Here is a 17,187-nt window from a genome sequence, read left to right on the forward strand (position 1 = left end):
CGCTCCCACAGGGATCTGTTGGGTGACTGAGAAAGTCCTCACACCACCAATCCCCTGTGGGAGCGGGCTTGCTCGCGAAGGCGCCAGTACGGCCTCTACAAAACCACAAGAAAGGAATCCACATGAGCCTGCACCTGATCATCGGCGACCAACGCATTTCTTCCTGGTCCCTGCGCGGCGCGCTGGCCCTGGCGCTGACCGGCGCGAAATACACCGAAGAGCTGGTCAGGCTCGACCAGCCCGACACCCGCGAGAAGCTGCTCAAGTATTCGGCCACGGCCAAGGTCCCGTTACTCAAGACCGAGTTCGGCGTGATCGCCGATTCCCTGGCGATTGCCGAATACCTGGCTGAACAGTTTCCCGAGGCTAATCTCTGGCCCAAGGATGTGGCCGCCCGGGCCCAGGCACGCTCGGCCTGTGCACAGATGCACAGCGGTTTTTTCGCCCTGCGCAGCCACATGCCCATGGACCTGCTGCACGATGCGCCGTTGTCGCCGATGCCATCTGATGTGCAGGCGGAAATCCAGCGGATGCTGGCGCTGTGGGCCGAATGCCGTGCCGCGGCGACCGAAGCCGGTCCCTACCTGTTTGGCCGCATCAGCCTGGCCGACGTGTTTTTTGCCCCTGTTGCCGTGCGCTTGCGCACTTATCAGGTGAAACTGTCGGAGGTCGATGAGGCCTACGTCGAAACCCTATATCAATGGCCAGCGTTCAAGGCGTGGCAACAGGCTGGCCTGGAGGACACTGCGCGGTGAAACGAGTCCATGTGGCGGCAGCGGTCATCCGCGATGCCGCCGGTAAAATCCTGATCGCCCGACGGGCCGACACCCAGCACCAGGGCGGCCTGTGGGAATTCCCCGGTGGCAAGGTCGAGGCCGACGAGTCCGTCGAAACCGCCCTGGCCCGCGAGCTTCATGAGGAACTGGGTATCGTTGTCGGTGCCGCCCGGCCGTTGATCAAGGTGCGTCACGACTACCCGGACAAACAGGTGTTGCTGGATGTCTGGGAAGTCTCGGCCTTCACTGGCGAGCCTCACGGTGCCGAAGGGCAGCCGTTGGCTTGGGTGACGGCCCGCGACCTGACGAACTATGCGTTTCCGGCGGCCAATCAGCCGATCGTCGCGGCGGCCCGTTTGCCGGGTGAGTACCTGATTACCCCTGAAGGCCTGGAGACGCCGGCCTTGCTGCGGGGTATGCAGAAGGCGATTGCCGGCGGGATCAAGTTGGTCCAACTGCGTGCCCCCGGTGGCTACGACCCGAAATACCGCGATCTGGCGGTGGATGCGGTGGGGTTGTGTGCCGGCAAGGCCCAACTGATGCTCAAGGGGCCGTTCGAATGGCTGGGGGATTTTCCCTCCGCCGGTTGGCACATTACCGCCGCGCAACTGCGCAAGCATGCCGCGGCCGGTCGCCCGTTCGGCAAGGACCGCTGGCTGGCGGCCTCCTGCCATAACGCCGAAGAACTCTCCCTGGCACAGCAGATGGACGTGGACTTCGTGACGCTCTCGCCGGTGCAACCGACCCAGACCCATCCTGACGCACAGCCGTTGGGGTGGGCAGAGGCGGCGCGGTTGATCGAGGGCTTCAACAGGCCGGTCTATCTGTTGGGTGGGGTCGGGCCCGGCGAGCGGCAAAAAGCCTGGGAGACCGGGGCGCAGGGTGTGGCGGGGATTCGGGCGTTTTGGCCTGAGGCTTGATGGTGTGGTGTGACTGCTGGCCTCTTCGCGAGCAAGCCCGCTCCCACAGTAGATTTCTGCCAGGCACAGAATGTGTGCCTGCCGCAGATCCCCTGTGGGAGCGGGCTTGCTCGCGAAGGCGGCCTGACAGGCAATACACCTCTCTGATCAATTCCCAGGCTTGGCCGCCGCCACCCAAAGCACTTCCGCCACCCCTTGCCGCCGGGCAATGACCCGTGCGGCCACGAACAGCAGATCCGACAATCGATTGATATAGGCCAGCCCCGGCCCGGCCAGCGGTTCCACCGCGTTCAGTTGCTGGCAACGGCGCTCGGCGCTGCGGGCCAGGCTGCGGCAGACATGGGCCTGGGCGATCAGCGTCGAACCACCGGGCAGGATGAAGTTTTCCAGGGGCCCCAATTCCTCGTTCCACACGTCGATCGCCGCTTCCAGCCGCTCGATTTCCGCCACGTTCAAGGCCTGGTAGGCCGGCATCGCCAGTTCACCACCGAGGTCGAACAAGCGATGCTGACAAGGCCCCAGCACTTCACTGACTTCCTTTAGCGCCGGGTATCGGGCCGTTTCAGCGGCGAGCCCGGCCAGCAATAAGCCCAGCTGGCTGTTCAGCGTATCCACTTCGCCGATGGCCTCGACCCGTGGGTGGTCCTTTGCCACGCGGCGACCATCGCCCAACCCGGTTTCACCCTTGTCGCCGGTGCGGGTGTAAATCTTCGACAGGCGAAAACCCATGCTCAGCGCTCCAATTGTTTGTGTTCCTGCGGCACCATCGACGTGCCGGCCAGCGGCAGGCGCAAGGTGAAGCAGGTGCCTTGGCCCGGCGCCGACTGCACTTCCATCTGGCCCTTGTGGTTATTGGTGATGATGAAGTACGAGACCGACAACCCAAGGCCTGTGCCTTGGCCGATCTCCTTGGTGGTAAAAAATGGCTCGAAGGTGCGTTTGCGCACGTTCTCGCTCATGCCGATGCCGTTGTCCTCGACCTGGATTTCCGCCCATGGCGGGTTCAACCGCGTGCGCAGGACGATGCGTCCCGGTTCGCTGTCGTCCTGGCGTTGATGGATCGCCTGGGCGGCGTTTTTCAGCAGGTTGAGCAGCACCTGTTCCAGTTCGTTGGCCGTGCCGGGCACCGGGCCCAGGTTCGGATCGAACTGGCGGATGATCGCTTGGCCCTTGAAGTCGAAACCGATCGCCAGGTCGAAGTCGTTACCGGCGATTTCTACCGCCTGGTCGATCAGCGCCGGTAGGTCGCAGGGTGCCATCTGCCGCGTGCTGAGCCGGCTGAAGCTGAGCATATGGGTGACGATTTTTGCCGCTCGGGCGCCGGCTTGCTGGATGCCGTCGAGCAACTGCGGGATCTCCCGACCCTGGAGGTAGCGATTGACCTCCTCCAACGGGATACCCAATTGTTCGGCCTGTTCGAGGTTCTTCGGCAATTCCGGCGACAGGCGTCGGCGGATGTTCTGCACGTTGTGCAGGATGGCGCCCAGGGGGTTGTTGATCTCATGGGCCATGCCCGCCGCGAGGCCGCCGACCGAGAGCATTTTCTCCGATTGCACCATCATTTCTTCCAGCGACAGGCGCTGGGTGATGTCATCGATCCGGATGACCACGCCACGTCCGGCACCGCCCATCAGTGGGTAGAACGTGAGGGCGTAGTGGCGGGCTTCGTCGTCCTTGGTCCAGGTGACGCGTTCGATCTTGGCGACCGTATGTTGCTCGACGGTCTGCTTGAGCTGGGGCAGGTACGGCTTGAGCGGTTCGAAAGCGAGGAAGATCGGCTGGTTCAGCGCCTCGTCCAGCCGTGTGCCGGAGAGGGCGCTGGCTTCCTGGTTCCATTGGGTGACGTAGAGTTGCTCGTCGAGGGCGATCAGCGCCGAGGGCATGGAGTCGATGATGCTGTTGAGGTAATTCTGAAAGCCGGTGAGCTTTTTCTCGATCTTGCTGCGCACCTGGACTTCCAGCTCCAGCTTGCGATTGGTATGGCGGGTTTCTTCCGCCAGGCCCTGGGCCTGGTCGTAGGCGGCCTGGGAGTCGTCCCGCGCGCGCTTGAGTTGCTGTTCCCGGGCTTCGATCCGCGACAACATGGTGTTGAACGCCTCGGCCAGGCTACCGATCTCATCGTGGTTGCCGCGTGCGGCACGCAGGGCATAGTTTTCTTCGCGGGTGACCTGGCGTGACAGTTCTTCAAGCTGATGAATCGGCTGGGTGATCAGGCGCTTGATCTGCTGGGCAATGATCAACCACAGCAACACGCTGAAAATCAGGATGCCGAGGCTGGCGGTCAGGGTGCCGGTGTAGAACGCGGTCGGCAATTCACTGCTGGCCACCAGCAACAGATGGCCAGGCGCCGTGCCGGGACGGGGCAGGGTAATGACCTGGTTGCTGCGAAACTCACCGGCCTGCCAGGCCTGCATGTTGCGGTAATGGTCCGGCAGCTTGAGCTTTTCGCCCTGTTGCAGTTGTGCCAGGCGTTCGCCCTGGCCGTCATACAGCGCCGCCGCCCGCAGCGGTGCATAGCTGTTGAGCTCATCGAGCAAGCGCTGGGCATTTTGTGGCGATTGCAGGGCGTCGGAGATCAGGCTCGGATTGGCCACCAGTCGGCCAATGGTCTGCAGGGCCTGGGGCGCCATGCTTTCCTGGGAGATGTAGTAGGCGGCGCTGATAAAGGTCAGGTTGGCCACCAGCAGGACAGTGGTCAACAACACCAACAGGGCAGCCAGCAGTTTCTGGCCGACCGGGAGGTTTTCAAGGCGCTGGCGCAATGGCATCAGACTCGTCGCTAAAAAGGAACACGAGGGCCAGCGTAGCCGCTGCTCAGTCGCTGGGCAATGCGAGGTTGTGCAAGTGGGCAATCAGTCGCTGGCGCAGTTGCTCCAGGTGCGGCACGGTCAGCTCGTGGCGTTGGGCGACCTTGCAGGCGTAACCGAGCAAGTAGCTGATTTCGGTGCGGCGCCGATTGGCGACATCCTGGTACATCGAGGAGTAATTGGCGGCCGTGGCCTGGATCACCCGTTCGACTTCCGGCTGCAAGTCTTCGGCAGCCGCAGGCTGGCCGCAACGTTCGAGCAGGTCGGTGAGTTCCACGCACAGGGTCGCCACTTCGCAACGGTGTTCCTGCAAGCCGCCATTCTTGCAGTGGTGCAGTACGGTCAGCGGATTGATTGCACAGTTGAGCGCCAGTTTGCGCCAGAGCCGGGTGAGGATGTCGGCGCTCCATTCGTGGGGAATGCCGGCGGCGCTCAGGTCGTCCAGCCAGAACGGTGCCACCGGGTGCGCGGGGTCGCCCAACCAGGTGTAGCCGTGGCCGGCGAACACCACGCGCCAATCACCGTCGCGGAACGCGCCTTCGGTGCTGGAAGCGCTGATGCAACGGGCCTGGGGCACACAGTTGGCTACTGCGTCCTGGCTGCCGAGGCCGTTCTGCAACAGGATCAGTTCCGATTCGGCGTCCAGGCGATGGGCCACCGAGGCCACGGCCGCTTCCGCGTCGTAGGCTTTGCAGGCCAATAGCAGGCGCCTGATCGGTTCCGGGCTGTCCGCCGTTTCGCCAGGTATCGGGTAGCTCTGCGCCTGTCCCTGTTCCACCAGCGTCAGGCCGCCGGCGCTGCGGTAGGCCTGCAAGCGGGCTTCGTTGCGCAGCACCAGCCGCACCGGCAACCCGGCCCGGGCCAGGCGCGTGGCCCACAACGTGCCGAGACTGCCGGCCCCGAGGACATGCCAGGTAGTGGACATCAGTTTTTTACTCGGATTGGCGCAGGCATCTGAGGGCTCGCAGTGTCGGCAGGAAAAGAGCCGTTATAATGAGCCCGATTTTAACCACAAGCCAAGTGCGCGCCGTTGATACTGGCGCGCCTTTTTATTTGGAGAACACTACATGCCGTCATTCGACGTGGTATCCGAACTGGACAAACACGAAGTCACCAACGCGGTTGAAAACGCCGTCAAGGAACTCGACCGTCGTTATGACCTCAAGGGCAAGGGCAGTTTCGAGTTCAAGGAAAAAGACCTGACCGTGAACCTGACTGCCGAGGCCGATTTCCAGCTCGAGGCGATGATCGAGATCCTCAAGCTGGCGCTGGTCAAGCGCAAGATCGACGTGCAGTGCCTTGAGGTCAAGGACGCCTATGCCTCCGGCAAGCTGATGAAACAGGAAGCCGTGCTCAAGGAAGGCATCGACAAGGAACTGGCGAAGAAGATCGTCGCTCATATCAAGGACGCCAAACTCAAGGTGCAAGCCGCCATCCAGGGCGAGCAAGTGCGGGTCACCGGCAAGAAGCGTGACGACTTGCAGGAAGCCATTGCCGCACTGCGCGGCAAGGAATTCGGCATGCCGCTGCAATTCAACAACTTCCGCGACTGATACTGGATTGTATTAAACATTGTGGCGAGGGGATTTATCCCCGCTGGGCTGTGCAGCAGCCCCCAAACCAGACAACTCGGTGTGCCAGGAAGATTGAGTTGATTTAGGGCTGCTGCGCAGCCCAGCGGGGATAAATCCCCTCGCCACAAAATGCCGCGTGCAACAGGAATAGGAGAGAAAGATGGATTTGAATGCTGAAGTGGACAACCTGGTCAAGGCTTCCCAGACCTGGATCCCCATGATCATGGAATACGGCAGCCGCGTGCTGCTGGCGGTCATCACCCTGGCCATCGGCTGGTGGTTGATCAACAAAGTGACGCAGAAACTGGGTGCGTTGCTGGCCTTGCGTAACGCCGACCTGGCACTGCAAGGGTTTATCAGTACCCTGGCCAACATCATCCTGAAGATTTTGCTGATCGTCAGCGTCGCTTCGATGATCGGTGTGGAAACCACTTCGTTCGTCGCCGCCATCGGTGCCGCCGGCCTGGCCATTGGCCTGGCCTTGCAAGGCAGCCTGGCGAATTTCGCCGGTGGCGTACTGATCCTGCTGTTCCGCCCATTCCGCATTGGTGACTGGATCGAAGCCCAGGGTGTGGCCGGTACGGTCGACAGCATCCAGATCTTCCACACCGTGATTCGCACCGGTGACAACAAGACCGTGATCGTGCCAAACGGCAATCTGTCGAACGGCATCATCACCAACACCAACCGCCAGCCGACCCGCAAGGTGGTGTTTGATGTCGGCGTGGATTACCAGGCCGACCTGCAAAAGGCCCGGGAAGTGTTGCTGGCGCTGGCCAAGGATGAGCGCGTGCTGGCGGATCCGGCACCTGAAGCGGTGATTTCCATGCTCGGCGACAGCTCCATCACGGTGTCGCTGCGTATCTGGGTCAAGACGGCGGACTATTGGAGCGTGATGTTCATGCTCAATGAACAGGCGCGGGATCGCTTGAAGGACGCGGGCATTGATATTCCGTTTCCACAGCGCGTGATTCGGGTCGTTCAGGAAGGGCCAGCGCAATAACGATTCGACGATAACTTGGCACTGGGGTCAGGTTATGTTTAGTTAGCTTGCTATTTAACAAGTTGTGTTAAAGCGGGCGTTGCAATAGATACAAAAAAACCGCTCACCTGGATCAGGTGAGCGGTTTTTGTTTGTTGCGGGTGCAGCTATCGAACTAGCACTGAATTACAAGATGCTCAGTGGGTATTCGACGATGAAGCGGAAGTCGTTGTTGTCGCGGTTACCGGTACTGTCGGAATAAGAGCTGTTAGCGCGGTAGAACGCGCTACGAACACGGAACGACAGGTCTTTGGCTGGACCGCTTTGCATAACGTACTTGGTTTCGAAGTCCCACTCGTGCTCTTTTGCTTCGCCGTCAGCGGTGGAGATGTTGTCACCGGTGACATAACGGGTCATGAAGCTCAGGCCAGGAACGCCGTAAGTTTTCATGTTCAGGTCGTAGCGCGCCTGCCAGGAACGCTCGTCCTGACCGTTGAAGTCGGAGTACTGGATGGAGTTGGCGAGGAAGATAGTGCCGTTGCCGTCAGTGCCGTAGACGTAGCCGGTGTCACCGGTGGAGCGCTGGTGAGCCAGGGTGAATTTGTGGGCGCCGATGGCATAGGCTGCTGCGAGGGACCAGATGCGGTTGTCAACGTCGCCGCTGAGCTTCTGGCCTTGGTCCTGGCTGTCATAGCCGTTGAAGTCGAAGTTCAGGGACTGATCTTCGTTGATCGGCAGGGTGTAGTTCAGGTTGATGTATTTCTTTTTGTAGTGATCTTCAACATCGGAAGCCGCTACACCGGCTACGAAATTGTCGGTGAACTGGTAGGTTGCGCCGACGATATCAGCGGATGTCAGGTCAAGGCCGTCATCACCCATGCCAGTTTGCGAACTGATGGCGTTGAAATGACCTGCGCTCAGCTCCAAGCCTTTGATTTCTTTACTGGTGATCAGCGTACCGGTAGCAACTTCTGGCAGCAGACGGCTGTCGTCAGTAGAGAAAACCGGGCTGGCAACCACTTGATTACCGTATTTCAAGACAGTGTCGGACAGACGGAACTTAACCGCGCCGCCAGCCTTCGATTGGGTGTGTTCCAGGTCGCCATCGTCTTGCTGGGCGAACAGACCGTTACCGGCACGACCAGCACTGCCGTCGAAACGGGCGGAGCCGAATGCGAAGGCATCGGCGCCTACACCAACGGTACCTTGGGTGAAGCCCGATTCGTACGTGGCACGTACGCCAAGGCCGGCTTCTTCACGATAACTTTGACGAGTGCTTACTTCGTTCTTGAAGTCGCGGTTCATGTACAGCATGCGGCTCAGAACATTCAAGCTCTGATCTTCAAAAAAGCCCTTGGATTCTTCCTGGGAAGAGGCCATTGCGAACTGCGAGGTACTGGCCGATACAGCCAGTGCGATCATGCTCCACTTCATCACGCGCATCGTGATTTGCTCCTTTGGTTTTTAGAAGAGTACTGCCGTCCCACCTGTTTTTTTATCTGGGCGGCTCTTTCTTTTTGTGTCGGCGCAAACTTATATCACGTCGACATTCTTTGGCGATACTTGCCCATTCAACCTTTCAGCTTCTTTACGACCGTGTCGCCAATGGCTCGATCCATGTCGCATTTCAGCTGATCCGACGCAACCGTATTCACAACTTTAATGTTGTTTTTTCTTTCCGGCATCGGTGTAAAGAGTCCGTCATTACCGCGCTTGAAGCTCCTGTGGGCAGCCTTGCCACTTTAATTTGTATGTCGGCAGGTTCTCGCTTCCGGCGAGACCTTTGGACAGTGCGAGTATGCTTGCAACAAGCATGCTCAAACCCGAATTTTGTTTACATTTTTTTCACATTTGACCGGTTGACGCGGTGAAACCTCATGAAACCGGGCTCCAAAGGCCTTGTTTTAAATAGGGTTGACTCGTGTGCGGCTCTCGTGATTGACGCCCATAAACGTGGCGAGACCACCAAAAACGTTACCGGTTCACCCTACCCAGTGAGTAAATCACGGATGCTCTGTGCACTGAGCGTAGACGCACTGTGCTGTTTTGGTGCAGAAAATTTTCCGGTTGTACGAAAATCTTACAACGTCGAAGCCTTGCCTGGGCCCCTGGCACGGTCCTGTCAGGACGGTGTGGTGCCGCCTGCGCTGTGTTGGTGCGTCAGCTTGCACAGGTTGATGCTGTGTGTTGAAAAAACTTCGCAGGACGAGCATCAGGACGGTACGCCGTGATCGATTCGGCGTTCGCGGGTATGCTGCGCACCTGAGTCCGATGCAGGCCTGCGGGCCGCCAAACCGGGCAGAACCGATAACGAGCGAGGAGTACGCGCGGTGTTTGCTTTAGATCCACGACTGCAACAAGACACATTGCCCATCGGCGATTTCCCGCTGTGCCGGTTGCTCTTGTCCAACGATTCGAATTATCCGTGGTTCATCCTCGTGCCGCGGCGGGAAGATATCAGCGAATTATTTCAATTGGATGACGCTGATCAACAGCAACTGTGGAAAGAAACCACGGCGCTGGCCGAAACCCTCAAGGATTCGTTCGATGCCGACAAGATGAACGTTGCAACCTTAGGTAACGTTGTCAGTCAATTGCACATGCACGTCATCGTGCGCAAACGGGATGACGCCGCCTGGCCTGCGCCTGTCTGGGGCAAGCACCCGGCCCAGCCTTATAATGCAGGGCAGGTCACGGCTATTCGTGAACGGTTGCGAGTGGCCTTGACCGATGATTTCAAGTTTCTGGAGGGCTGAACCATGAACCTTGAAGACCGTGTAACCGATCTGGAAAGCCGCTTGGCGTTTCAGGATGACACCATCCAGGCGTTGAACGATGTGCTGGTCGAGCAGCAGCGGGTCGTCGAGCGTCTGCAGCTGCAGATGGCGGCGTTGCTCAAGCGCCAGGAAGAGATGGTCGGGCAGTTCGAGTCGTTCGAAGAAGAGGCGCCGCCGCCTCACTACTGACTTGCCCGATTCCCGATTGATGGGCAATAAAAAACCGCGAGCAGCCAGGCTGCATCGCGGTTTTTTACGCTTGGATCAGCGGCGCGGCAGCGCGGCGATCACATCTTCGGCCTGCAGGCCCTTGTCGCGGTTCATCACGGAGAACTCCACACGCTGGCCTTCCACCAGGACGCGATGGCCTTCGCCACGAATGGCCCGGAAATGCACGAAAATATCATCGCCGGAGTCGCGGGAGATGAAGCCGAACCCTTTGGACGTGTTGAACCACTTCACCGTGCCGGTATCGCGGTTGGACATGTCGTAGTTCTGCGCAGCGGCGGCCGGCGACGACTTCTTGTAGAAGCTGACGGCCAGGTGCAGTGCCACGGCGAGCAGTGCTGCGCCCAGGCTGAACAGAATGGCCGGTTGACCGCCGATTTCCGGCATAGGCGCCAGCAGGGCCAGGGTTTGCAGGGCAACGGCCAGCACCAGCAGGGCGCTGACCAGGTTTTGCAGTTGGTGACGTGGACCTTTGTTCCAGTAAGGGATGACGGGTGCAAGGGTCAGGTTGAGCAGGCCGAAAAAGGCCAGGTACAGTGCATCGGGGTGTTGCAGGTAAGGTGTGGCTTCGGAACCCAGGCTAGGGATGAAGGACAGCAGCAGGGCAGCTGCGCCCATTAGCAAGTGGACGATTTTCAACATTTTGATTGGCTCACGGTTAAGACAGATCACAAGGAAGAGCGGGTCGGGGACGGTTCGCTTCGAAACAATGAGAGGCGTTGGACACGTACCCGAATCAGCCTATGCGTTACGCCCGGAAAAATAGGCGTAGCGACACACTGCCTATTTAACAGCAAAGCCCCGGCCTTCTCAAACGCGTTACGGGCGCGTACCGCGCTGTTCGTCGGCCAGAAAAGCCCCGCCGGTGCTTACTCGGTGTATGCGCGCCTGTCTTCTATTAAAGAAGAGGAAGGTGTGCCGGGTGCCGAAGACATGATCCGGCAAGTGATGACGTGGCGTGGGCCACATTCCCAGCGTGCGGCGTGTAGGACGGCGTAATTCGTCGCCTGCCTACTGTTGGCTTGTCCTACGTCCACGGTCATAAAGTCGTCTGGAACTGGCGATGCCGTTGAGCTTCCATAGAGCCACAGATGGAGTGTTCCAACTGAGAGGTTCGTATGGCAAAGGAGTGTCAACGGTATGATTCAAGGAAAAGAACCGGGGGAGGGTGTGCATGGGCGCTTTCAGTCCATCCGCGTCGATCCGTTCGTCAGGGGGTTCGACATGCAGCTGGCGCGTCCCCTGGCCCGATCCATTCGTCTGAACGGGTTCGCCACCTGCCTGCGGCTGGAGCAGGTCTATTGGGATATCCTCGGTGACATGGCCCAGCTCAACAGCTGCTCCATCAGTACGTTGCTGTCCCATGTGGACAGGGAGGTGCACCTGCGCCATGGCGGGGTGCGCAATTTCAGCGCACTGGTGCGTGTGGTTTGCGTGGTGCACAGTTTGAAGGAAGCCGGGATGGATCATGGTGGGGCGTAGGAGCTGCCGAAGGCTGCGATCTTTTGATCTTGATCTTGATTTCTCGCTTGCGACTCAAGTCTCTGGGGCAAGATCGCAGCCTCGTTGCACTCGTCAGCTCCTACGCGCGGTCTTACGGCTGCACAGGCCGCATTTAATGGATATAATCTCGCTCTTTGCCGCAAAGCCCAGCCTTTGCGCGAGTAACCTGATCGCCGAGACAACCCCATGCCGATGTACGACTATCAATGTGCTTCCTGTGGTCATCAGATGGAAGCCATTCAAAAGATCAGCGCGGCACCGCTGGTCGACTGCCCTGCCTGCCAGGCGCCGGAACTGAAAAAGATGCTGTCCATGCCTGGTTTCCGCCTCGGCGGCACAGGCTGGTATGAAACCGACTTCAAGACCGGCGCCAAGAAGAATCTGGCCGGTGGCGACAAAGCTGATTGAGTTGAACACGCGCGAGTGCTTGCACGGGCAGGTCCTCCAACCGAATTTCGAATTACGAGAAGTGAAACCACTACCATGATGCGCAGCCATTATTGCGGCCAACTGAACGAAAGCCTGGAAGGTCAGGAAGTTACTCTTTGCGGATGGGTCCATCGTCGCCGTGACCATGGCGGGGTGATTTTCCTCGATATCCGTGATCGTGAAGGCCTGGCCCAGGTGGTGTTCGATCCGGACCGCGCTGAAACCTTCGCCGCCGCCGACCGCGTGCGCAGCGAATATGTGGTCAAGGTCACCGGCAAGGTGCGTCTGCGCCCGGCTGGCGCCGGCAACGCCAACATGGCGTCTGGCATGATCGAAGTGCTGGGCTACGAGCTGGAAGTGCTCAACGAATCGGAAACCCCGCCGTTCCCACTCAACGAATACTCCGACGTGGGCGAAGAAACCCGCCTGCGCTACCGCTTCATCGACCTGCGTCGCCCGGAAATGGCCGAGAAGCTGCGCCTGCGTTCGCGCATGACCACCAGCATCCGTCGTTACCTGGACGAGAACGGCTTCCTCGACGTCGAGACGCCGATCCTGACCCGCGCCACGCCGGAAGGCGCTCGCGACTACCTGGTGCCGAGCCGTACCCACCCCGGCAGCTTCTTCGCCTTGCCGCAATCGCCACAGCTGTTCAAGCAACTGCTGATGGTCGCCGGGTTCGATCGCTACTACCAGATCGCCAAGTGCTTCCGTGACGAAGACCTGCGTGCCGACCGTCAGCCTGAGTTCACTCAGATCGACATCGAGACCAGTTTCCTCGACGAAAAAGACATCATGGGCCTGACCGAAGGCATGATCCGCAACCTGTTCAAGGAAGTGCTGGGTCTGGAATTCGGCGAGTTCCCGCACATGACCTTCGAAGAGGCCATGCGCCGCTACGGTTCCGACAAACCAGACCTGCGTAACCCGCTGGAGCTGGTGGACGTGGCCGACCAGCTCAAGGAAGTGGATTTCAAGGTGTTCAGCGGCCCGGCCAACGACCCGAAATGCCGTATCGCGGCCCTGCGCGTTCCTGGCGGAGCCAGCATGCCGCGCAAGCAGATCGACGACTACACCAAGTTCGTCGGCATCTACGGTGCCAAGGGCCTGGCCTACATCAAGGTCAACGAGCGCGCCGCGGGTGTTGATGGCCTGCAATCGCCGATCGTGAAAAACATCCCTGAAGCCAACCTCAATGTGATCCTCGATCGCGTGGGCGCGGTTGACGGCGACATCGTGTTCTTCGGTGCCGACAAGGCCAAGATCGTCAGCGAAGCCCTGGGCGCGCTGCGCATCAAGCTGGGTCACGACCTGAAGCTGCTGACTTGCGAATGGGCGCCAATGTGGGTCGTTGACTTCCCGATGTTCGAAGAAAACGACGACGGCAGCTTCTCCGCGCTGCACCACCCGTTCACTGCGCCGAAGTGCTCGCCGCAAGAGTTGGAGGCCAACCCGGCCACCGCTCTGTCGCGCGCTTACGACATGGTCCTGAACGGCACCGAATTGGGTGGCGGTTCGATCCGTATCCATCGCAAGGAAATGCAACAGGCCGTGTTCCGCCTGCTGGGCATCAACGAAGCCGAGCAGGAAGAGAAGTTCGGCTTCCTGCTCGACGCCCTGAAGTATGGTGCGCCGCCCCACGGTGGCCTGGCCTTCGGCCTGGACCGCCTGGTGATGCTGATGACCGGCGCCCAGTCGATCCGTGAAGTGATCGCGTTCCCGAAAACCCAGAGCGCGGCCGATGTCATGACCCAGGCGCCGGGTGTGGTGGATGCCAAGGCATTGCGCGAGTTGCACATTCGTCTGCGTGAACAGCCAAAGGCTGAGTAAGGCTGGCACCTGAGAGGGCGCATCTTCGGATGCGCCTTTTCATTGGGGTCGATATTTCTGATTGCCGGCCACTGCGTACGCGCAGGGCGGGCAATGTTCCAAAGAGAAACGGAGCGAGTTATGGCAGGTCATTCCAAGTGGGCGAACATCAAGCACCGCAAAGAACGTCAGGATGCCAAGAGAGGCAAGATCTTCACCAAGTGGATCCGTGAGCTGACGGTCGCGGCCCGCCAGGGCGGCGGCGATCCGGGTTCCAACCCGCGCTTGCGCCTGGCCCTGGACAAGGCGCTGGGTGCCAACATGAGCCGTGACATCATCGACCGGGCCATCGCCCGTGGCGCCGGTGCGACCGAGGCTGACAACGTTGAAGAGCTGACCTACGAAGGTTACGGCCCGGGCGGTGTGGCGGTGATGGTCGAATGCATGACCGACAACCGCAACCGCACTGCGGCAGCCGTGCGTCACGCGTTCAGCAAATGCGGTGGCAACCTGGGCACCGACGGCTCCGTGGCCTATCTGTTCGAGCGCAAGGGGCAGATCAGCTTCGCGCCGGGCCTCGATGAAGATGCCCTGACGGAAGCCGCCCTGGAGGCCGACGCCGATGACGTGGTCAGCCACGAAGACGGCTCGTTCGACGTGTTCACTTCGTTCGCCAGCTTCTATGCCGTGCGTAACGCCCTGGAGGCGGCCGGTTTCAAACCCGCCGACGCAGAGATCGTCATGCAGCCGACCACCAGTGCCGAACTGGACCTGGAAGGTGCCGAGAAGGTGCTCAAGCTGATCGACATGCTTGAAGACCTGGACGATGTGCAGAACGTCTACTCCAACGCCGACATTCCGGAGTCGGTGGCTGAACAGCTGGGTTAATGATCTTCTATTGAGGCGCATGATTATCAGGGTGGGAGCGGGCTTGCTCGCGAATGCAGTGCATCAGTCGACATCGATGTCGAATGTGACGACCTCTTCGCGAGCAAGCCCGCTCCCACAAGTTCAGGTAACCCCCTTCAAACCGCAGGCGCTATGACTTTAATCCTTGGTATCGACCCTGGTTCGCGCATCACCGGCTACGGTGTGGTTCGCGATACCGGGCGCGGCTGCGTGTACGTCGCGTCTGGTTGCATCCGCACTGGCGCGGGTGAGCTGCCTGAGCGCTTGCAGATCGTTTATCGCGGCGTTCGCGAAGTCATCCAGACCTACGGGCCGGTGACCATGGGTATCGAAAGAGTCTTCATGGCGCGCAACGCCGATTCGGCCCTGAAGCTGGGGCAGGCCCGGGGCGCGGCAATCGTGGCGGGTGCCGAGGAAAACCTGGAGATCGCCGAATACACCGCGACGCAAGTCAAGCAGGCGGTCGTCGGAACCGGGGCGGCGAACAAGGAGCAGGTGCAAATGATGGTGATGCACCTGTTGAAACTGGTCAGCAAGCCGCAGATCGATGCCTCCGACGCCCTGGCCATCGCCATTTGCCATGCCCACACCCGTTCCAGCCTGTTGCCTCATGGCCTGGGGACCGCACGCAGTCGTGGCGGGCGCCTGCGTCTCTGATAGCATCAGCGCTTCATTCACGAACCCGAGTCAATTGCGCCTGTGTCGTCGGCCTTTATGCTCGTGTTGATATTCGCCAGCCAGCGGCTGGCCAACACCCAAGGATCTGAAACGTGATTGGACGCTTGCGCGGCACCCTGGCTGAAAAACAGCCGCCGCACCTGATTCTGGATGTAAACGGCCTGGGCTATGAGCTGGAAGTGCCCATGACCACGCTGTATCGCTTGCCGTCGGTCGGCGAGCCGCTGACCCTGCACACCCATTTGGTCGTGCGCGAGGATGCGCAGTTACTCTATGGCTTCGTCGGCAAGCGCGAGCGGGACTTCTTCCGCGAACTGATCCGTCTCAATGGCGTCGGCCCGAAACTGGCCCTGGCCTTGATGTCGAGCCTGGAGGTCGATGAGTTGGTGCGTTGTGTGCAATCCCAGGACACCTCGGCCCTGACCAAGGTGCCGGGTGTGGGCAAGAAAACCGCCGAGCGCCTGCTGGTCGAGCTCAAGGACCGTTTCAAGGCCTGGGAGGCGGCACCGGCGATGTTCGCCCTGGTGCCGAACCAGCCGGACGCGCCGGTGCCTGCGGTCAGCGCCGAAAACGATGCGGTCACCGCGCTGATCTCCCTGGGCTACAAACCGCAGGAAGCCAGCAAGGCGATTTCCGCTATCAAGGAAAAAGGCCTGAGCACTGAAGATATGATTCGTCGTGCCCTGAAGGGAATGATTTAAGTGATTGAAGCTGACCGCCTGATCGCCGCCACGGGCGCGCCCCGTGACCGCGAGGAAATCCAGGACCGCGCGATTCGTCCTGTCAGCCTGGCCGACTACATCGGTCAACCGACCGTGCGTGAGCAGATGGAGCTGTTCATCCAGGCCGCCCGTGGGCGCAGCGAGTCGTTGGACCATACCTTGATCTTCGGCCCGCCGGGCCTGGGCAAGACCACCCTGGCCAACATCATTGCCCAGGAAATGGGCGTCTCGATCAAGAGCACGTCGGGGCCAGTCCTCGAGCGACCGGGCGACCTGGCGGCGCTGCTGACCAACCTTGAGCCTCATGATGTGCTGTTCATCGACGAAATCCATCGGCTGTCGCCGATCGTCGAGGAAGTGCTGTACCCGGCCATGGAAGATTTCCAGCTCGACATCATGATCGGCGAAGGGCCGGCGGCACGCTCCATCAAGCTCGACCTGCCGCCCTTCACCCTGGTGGGCGCCACCACCCGCGCTGGCATGCTGACCAACCCGTTGCGGGACCGTTTCGGTATCGTCCAGCGCCTGGAGTTCTACAACAACGCCGACCTGGCGACGATTGTCAGCCGCTCGGCGGGCATCCTCGGGTTGCCGCTGGACCCGGACGGTGCGTATGAGATCGCCCGGCGTGCCCGGGGCACGCCGCGGATCGCCAACCGCCTGCTGCGCCGGGTCCGGGATTTTGCCGAAGTCCGGGCCAAGGGCCACATCACCAAGCCGATTGCCGACCTGGCGTTGAACCTGCTGGACATCGACGAGCGTGGCTTCGACCACCAGGACCGGCGCCTGCTGCTGACCATGATCGAGAAGTTCGACGGTGGCCCGGTGGGCGTGGACAGCCTGGCCGCGGCCATCAGCGAAGAGCGCCACACCATTGAAGATGTACTGGAACCGTACCTGATCCAGCAGGGCTACATCATGCGTACCCCTCGCGGGCGCGTGGTGACCCGCCATGCTTATCTGCACTTTGGCTTAAACATCCCGACACGAATGGGTGAGATGCCAGTGGTAGACGAATTCCTCGATGCCGTGGACGATTGAACGCGCTCGGTACGCCGACTTTTTTCCAGTTC

The 17,187-nt window shown here is 60.3% G+C and carries 18 protein-coding genes and 1 pseudogene; 14 read left to right on the forward strand and 5 right to left on the reverse strand.

The features are described 5' to 3' along the window. The first annotated feature begins 122 nt into the window (after positions 1-122). Positions 123-755 carry a glutathione S-transferase family protein gene (locus B0E42_RS27390; RefSeq protein WP_077508523.1) on the forward strand — a complete coding sequence of 211 codons (633 nt, stop codon included), beginning with the start codon at positions 123-125 and terminating at the stop codon, positions 753-755. Further along, positions 752-1,696: a Nudix family hydrolase gene (locus B0E42_RS27395; RefSeq protein ID WP_024618671.1), complete on the forward strand. Its 945-nt coding sequence runs from the start codon at positions 752-754 to the stop codon at positions 1,694-1,696. Before B0E42_RS27390 ends, B0E42_RS27395 begins: the two co-directional genes overlap by 4 nt. Positions 1,697-1,843: 147 nt before the next feature. Here B0E42_RS27395 and B0E42_RS27400 read toward each other — a convergent pair whose 3' ends face one another. From B0E42_RS27400 to B0E42_RS27410, 3 genes are read right to left on the reverse strand one after another with little or no spacing between them, the layout of a single operon-like run. Then, positions 1,844-2,425: a cob(I)yrinic acid a,c-diamide adenosyltransferase gene (locus tag B0E42_RS27400; protein WP_053181337.1), complete on the reverse strand. Its 582-nt coding sequence runs from the start codon at positions 2,423-2,425 to the stop codon at positions 1,844-1,846. A gap of 2 nt (positions 2,426-2,427) precedes the next feature. Then, on the reverse strand, positions 2,428-4,464 hold the full coding sequence (locus tag B0E42_RS27405) for a HAMP domain-containing sensor histidine kinase (protein WP_018614275.1): 2,037 nt from the start codon (positions 4,462-4,464) through the stop codon (positions 2,428-2,430). Positions 4,465-4,510: 46 nt separating this feature from the next. After that, entirely contained in the window at positions 4,511-5,428 is a 918-nt protein-coding gene (locus B0E42_RS27410; protein ID WP_018614274.1) for a putative 2-dehydropantoate 2-reductase, read from the reverse strand. A gap of 142 nt (positions 5,429-5,570) precedes the next feature. Between B0E42_RS27410 and B0E42_RS27415 the strand changes: the two genes are divergently transcribed. Both B0E42_RS27415 and B0E42_RS27420 read left to right on the forward strand, forming a co-directional pair. Further along, positions 5,571-6,056, forward strand: a complete 486-nt coding sequence (locus tag B0E42_RS27415; protein WP_003205057.1) for a YajQ family cyclic di-GMP-binding protein — start codon at positions 5,571-5,573, stop codon at positions 6,054-6,056. Positions 6,057-6,237: 181 nt separating this feature from the next. Further along, positions 6,238-7,080 carry a mechanosensitive ion channel family protein gene (locus B0E42_RS27420; RefSeq protein WP_077508525.1) on the forward strand — a complete coding sequence of 281 codons (843 nt, stop codon included), beginning with the start codon at positions 6,238-6,240 and terminating at the stop codon, positions 7,078-7,080. Positions 7,081-7,245: 165 nt separating this feature from the next. On the opposite strand, the gene B0E42_RS27425 is transcribed toward B0E42_RS27420, so the two are convergent. Beyond that, entirely contained in the window at positions 7,246-8,502 is a 1,257-nt protein-coding gene (locus B0E42_RS27425; protein ID WP_077508527.1) for an OprD family porin, read from the reverse strand. 887 nt (positions 8,503-9,389) lie between these two features. Here B0E42_RS27425 and B0E42_RS27430 point away from each other — a divergent pair. After that, a complete protein-coding gene (locus B0E42_RS27430) occupies positions 9,390-9,815 on the forward strand; it encodes an HIT domain-containing protein (protein WP_024618677.1) in 426 nt (141 codons plus the stop codon). A gap of 3 nt (positions 9,816-9,818) precedes the next feature. Further along, the gene (locus B0E42_RS27435; RefSeq protein ID WP_018614263.1) at positions 9,819-10,025 is read left to right on the forward strand and encodes a SlyX family protein; all 207 of its coding nucleotides are present in this window, start codon (positions 9,819-9,821) and stop codon (positions 10,023-10,025) included. Positions 10,026-10,100: 75 nt separating this feature from the next. Here B0E42_RS27435 and B0E42_RS31660 read toward each other — a convergent pair whose 3' ends face one another. Next, the gene (locus tag B0E42_RS31660) at positions 10,101-10,706 is read right to left on the reverse strand and encodes a cold-shock protein (RefSeq protein WP_003205048.1); all 606 of its coding nucleotides are present in this window, start codon (positions 10,704-10,706) and stop codon (positions 10,101-10,103) included. A gap of 222 nt (positions 10,707-10,928) precedes the next feature. On the opposite strand from B0E42_RS31660, the pseudogene B0E42_RS31610 reads away from it, so the two are divergent. The 8 genes and pseudogenes from B0E42_RS31610 to ruvB all read left to right on the forward strand — a co-directional run. Next, positions 10,929-11,060: pseudogene (locus B0E42_RS31610) on the forward strand (hypothetical protein); the annotation flags it as partial. 144 nt (positions 11,061-11,204) lie between these two features. Continuing rightward, positions 11,205-11,546 carry a ribbon-helix-helix domain-containing protein gene (locus tag B0E42_RS27450; RefSeq protein WP_018614259.1) on the forward strand — a complete coding sequence of 114 codons (342 nt, stop codon included), beginning with the start codon at positions 11,205-11,207 and terminating at the stop codon, positions 11,544-11,546. Positions 11,547-11,753: 207 nt separating this feature from the next. Further along, entirely contained in the window at positions 11,754-11,975 is a 222-nt protein-coding gene (locus B0E42_RS27455) for an FmdB family zinc ribbon protein (RefSeq protein ID WP_003178589.1), read from the forward strand. Between the two features lie 75 nt (positions 11,976-12,050). Then, entirely contained in the window at positions 12,051-13,826 is a 1,776-nt protein-coding gene (gene aspS / locus B0E42_RS27460; protein ID WP_014339921.1) for an aspartate--tRNA ligase, read from the forward strand. Positions 13,827-13,946: 120 nt separating this feature from the next. After that, positions 13,947-14,693: a YebC/PmpR family DNA-binding transcriptional regulator gene (locus tag B0E42_RS27465; protein ID WP_018614256.1), complete on the forward strand. Its 747-nt coding sequence runs from the start codon at positions 13,947-13,949 to the stop codon at positions 14,691-14,693. Positions 14,694-14,846: 153 nt separating this feature from the next. After that, on the forward strand, positions 14,847-15,371 hold the full coding sequence (gene ruvC, locus B0E42_RS27470; RefSeq protein WP_018614254.1) for a crossover junction endodeoxyribonuclease RuvC: 525 nt from the start codon (positions 14,847-14,849) through the stop codon (positions 15,369-15,371). Positions 15,372-15,484: 113 nt separating this feature from the next. After that, positions 15,485-16,093, forward strand: a complete 609-nt coding sequence (gene ruvA / locus B0E42_RS27475) for a Holliday junction branch migration protein RuvA (RefSeq protein ID WP_077508529.1) — start codon at positions 15,485-15,487, stop codon at positions 16,091-16,093. Further along, positions 16,094-17,155, forward strand: a complete 1,062-nt coding sequence (ruvB, locus tag B0E42_RS27480; protein ID WP_003178599.1) for a Holliday junction branch migration DNA helicase RuvB — start codon at positions 16,094-16,096, stop codon at positions 17,153-17,155. It abuts the gene before it with no gap. Positions 17,156-17,187: the final 32 nt, after the last annotated feature.

The sequence above is a fragment of the Pseudomonas sp. A25(2017) genome, assembly GCF_002001065.1.
Taxonomy (GTDB): Bacteria; Pseudomonadota; Gammaproteobacteria; order Pseudomonadales; family Pseudomonadaceae; genus Aquipseudomonas; species Aquipseudomonas kilonensis.

Coding starts and splice junctions, on each gene's coding strand:
- B0E42_RS27390 (WP_077508523.1), top strand. CDS start 123: ATGAGCCTGCACCTGATCATCGGCGACCAACGCATTTCTTCCTGGTCC.
- B0E42_RS27400 (WP_053181337.1), bottom strand. CDS start 2,425: ATGGGTTTTCGCCTGTCGAAGATTTACACCCGCACCGGCGACAAGGGT.
- B0E42_RS27405 (WP_018614275.1), bottom strand. CDS start 4,464: ATGCCATTGCGCCAGCGCCTTGAAAACCTCCCGGTCGGCCAGAAACTG.
- B0E42_RS27410 (WP_018614274.1), bottom strand. CDS start 5,428: ATGTCCACTACCTGGCATGTCCTCGGGGCCGGCAGTCTCGGCACGTTG.
- B0E42_RS27415 (WP_003205057.1), top strand. CDS start 5,571: ATGCCGTCATTCGACGTGGTATCCGAACTGGACAAACACGAAGTCACC.
- B0E42_RS27420 (WP_077508525.1), top strand. CDS start 6,238: ATGGATTTGAATGCTGAAGTGGACAACCTGGTCAAGGCTTCCCAGACC.
- B0E42_RS27425 (WP_077508527.1), bottom strand. CDS start 8,502: ATGCGCGTGATGAAGTGGAGCATGATCGCACTGGCTGTATCGGCCAGT.
- B0E42_RS27435 (WP_018614263.1), top strand. CDS start 9,819: ATGAACCTTGAAGACCGTGTAACCGATCTGGAAAGCCGCTTGGCGTTT.
- B0E42_RS31660 (WP_003205048.1), bottom strand. CDS start 10,706: ATGTTGAAAATCGTCCACTTGCTAATGGGCGCAGCTGCCCTGCTGCTG.
- B0E42_RS27450 (WP_018614259.1), top strand. CDS start 11,205: ATGATTCAAGGAAAAGAACCGGGGGAGGGTGTGCATGGGCGCTTTCAG.
- B0E42_RS27455 (WP_003178589.1), top strand. CDS start 11,754: ATGCCGATGTACGACTATCAATGTGCTTCCTGTGGTCATCAGATGGAA.
- aspS (WP_014339921.1), top strand. CDS start 12,051: ATGATGCGCAGCCATTATTGCGGCCAACTGAACGAAAGCCTGGAAGGT.
- B0E42_RS27465 (WP_018614256.1), top strand. CDS start 13,947: ATGGCAGGTCATTCCAAGTGGGCGAACATCAAGCACCGCAAAGAACGT.
- ruvC (WP_018614254.1), top strand. CDS start 14,847: ATGACTTTAATCCTTGGTATCGACCCTGGTTCGCGCATCACCGGCTAC.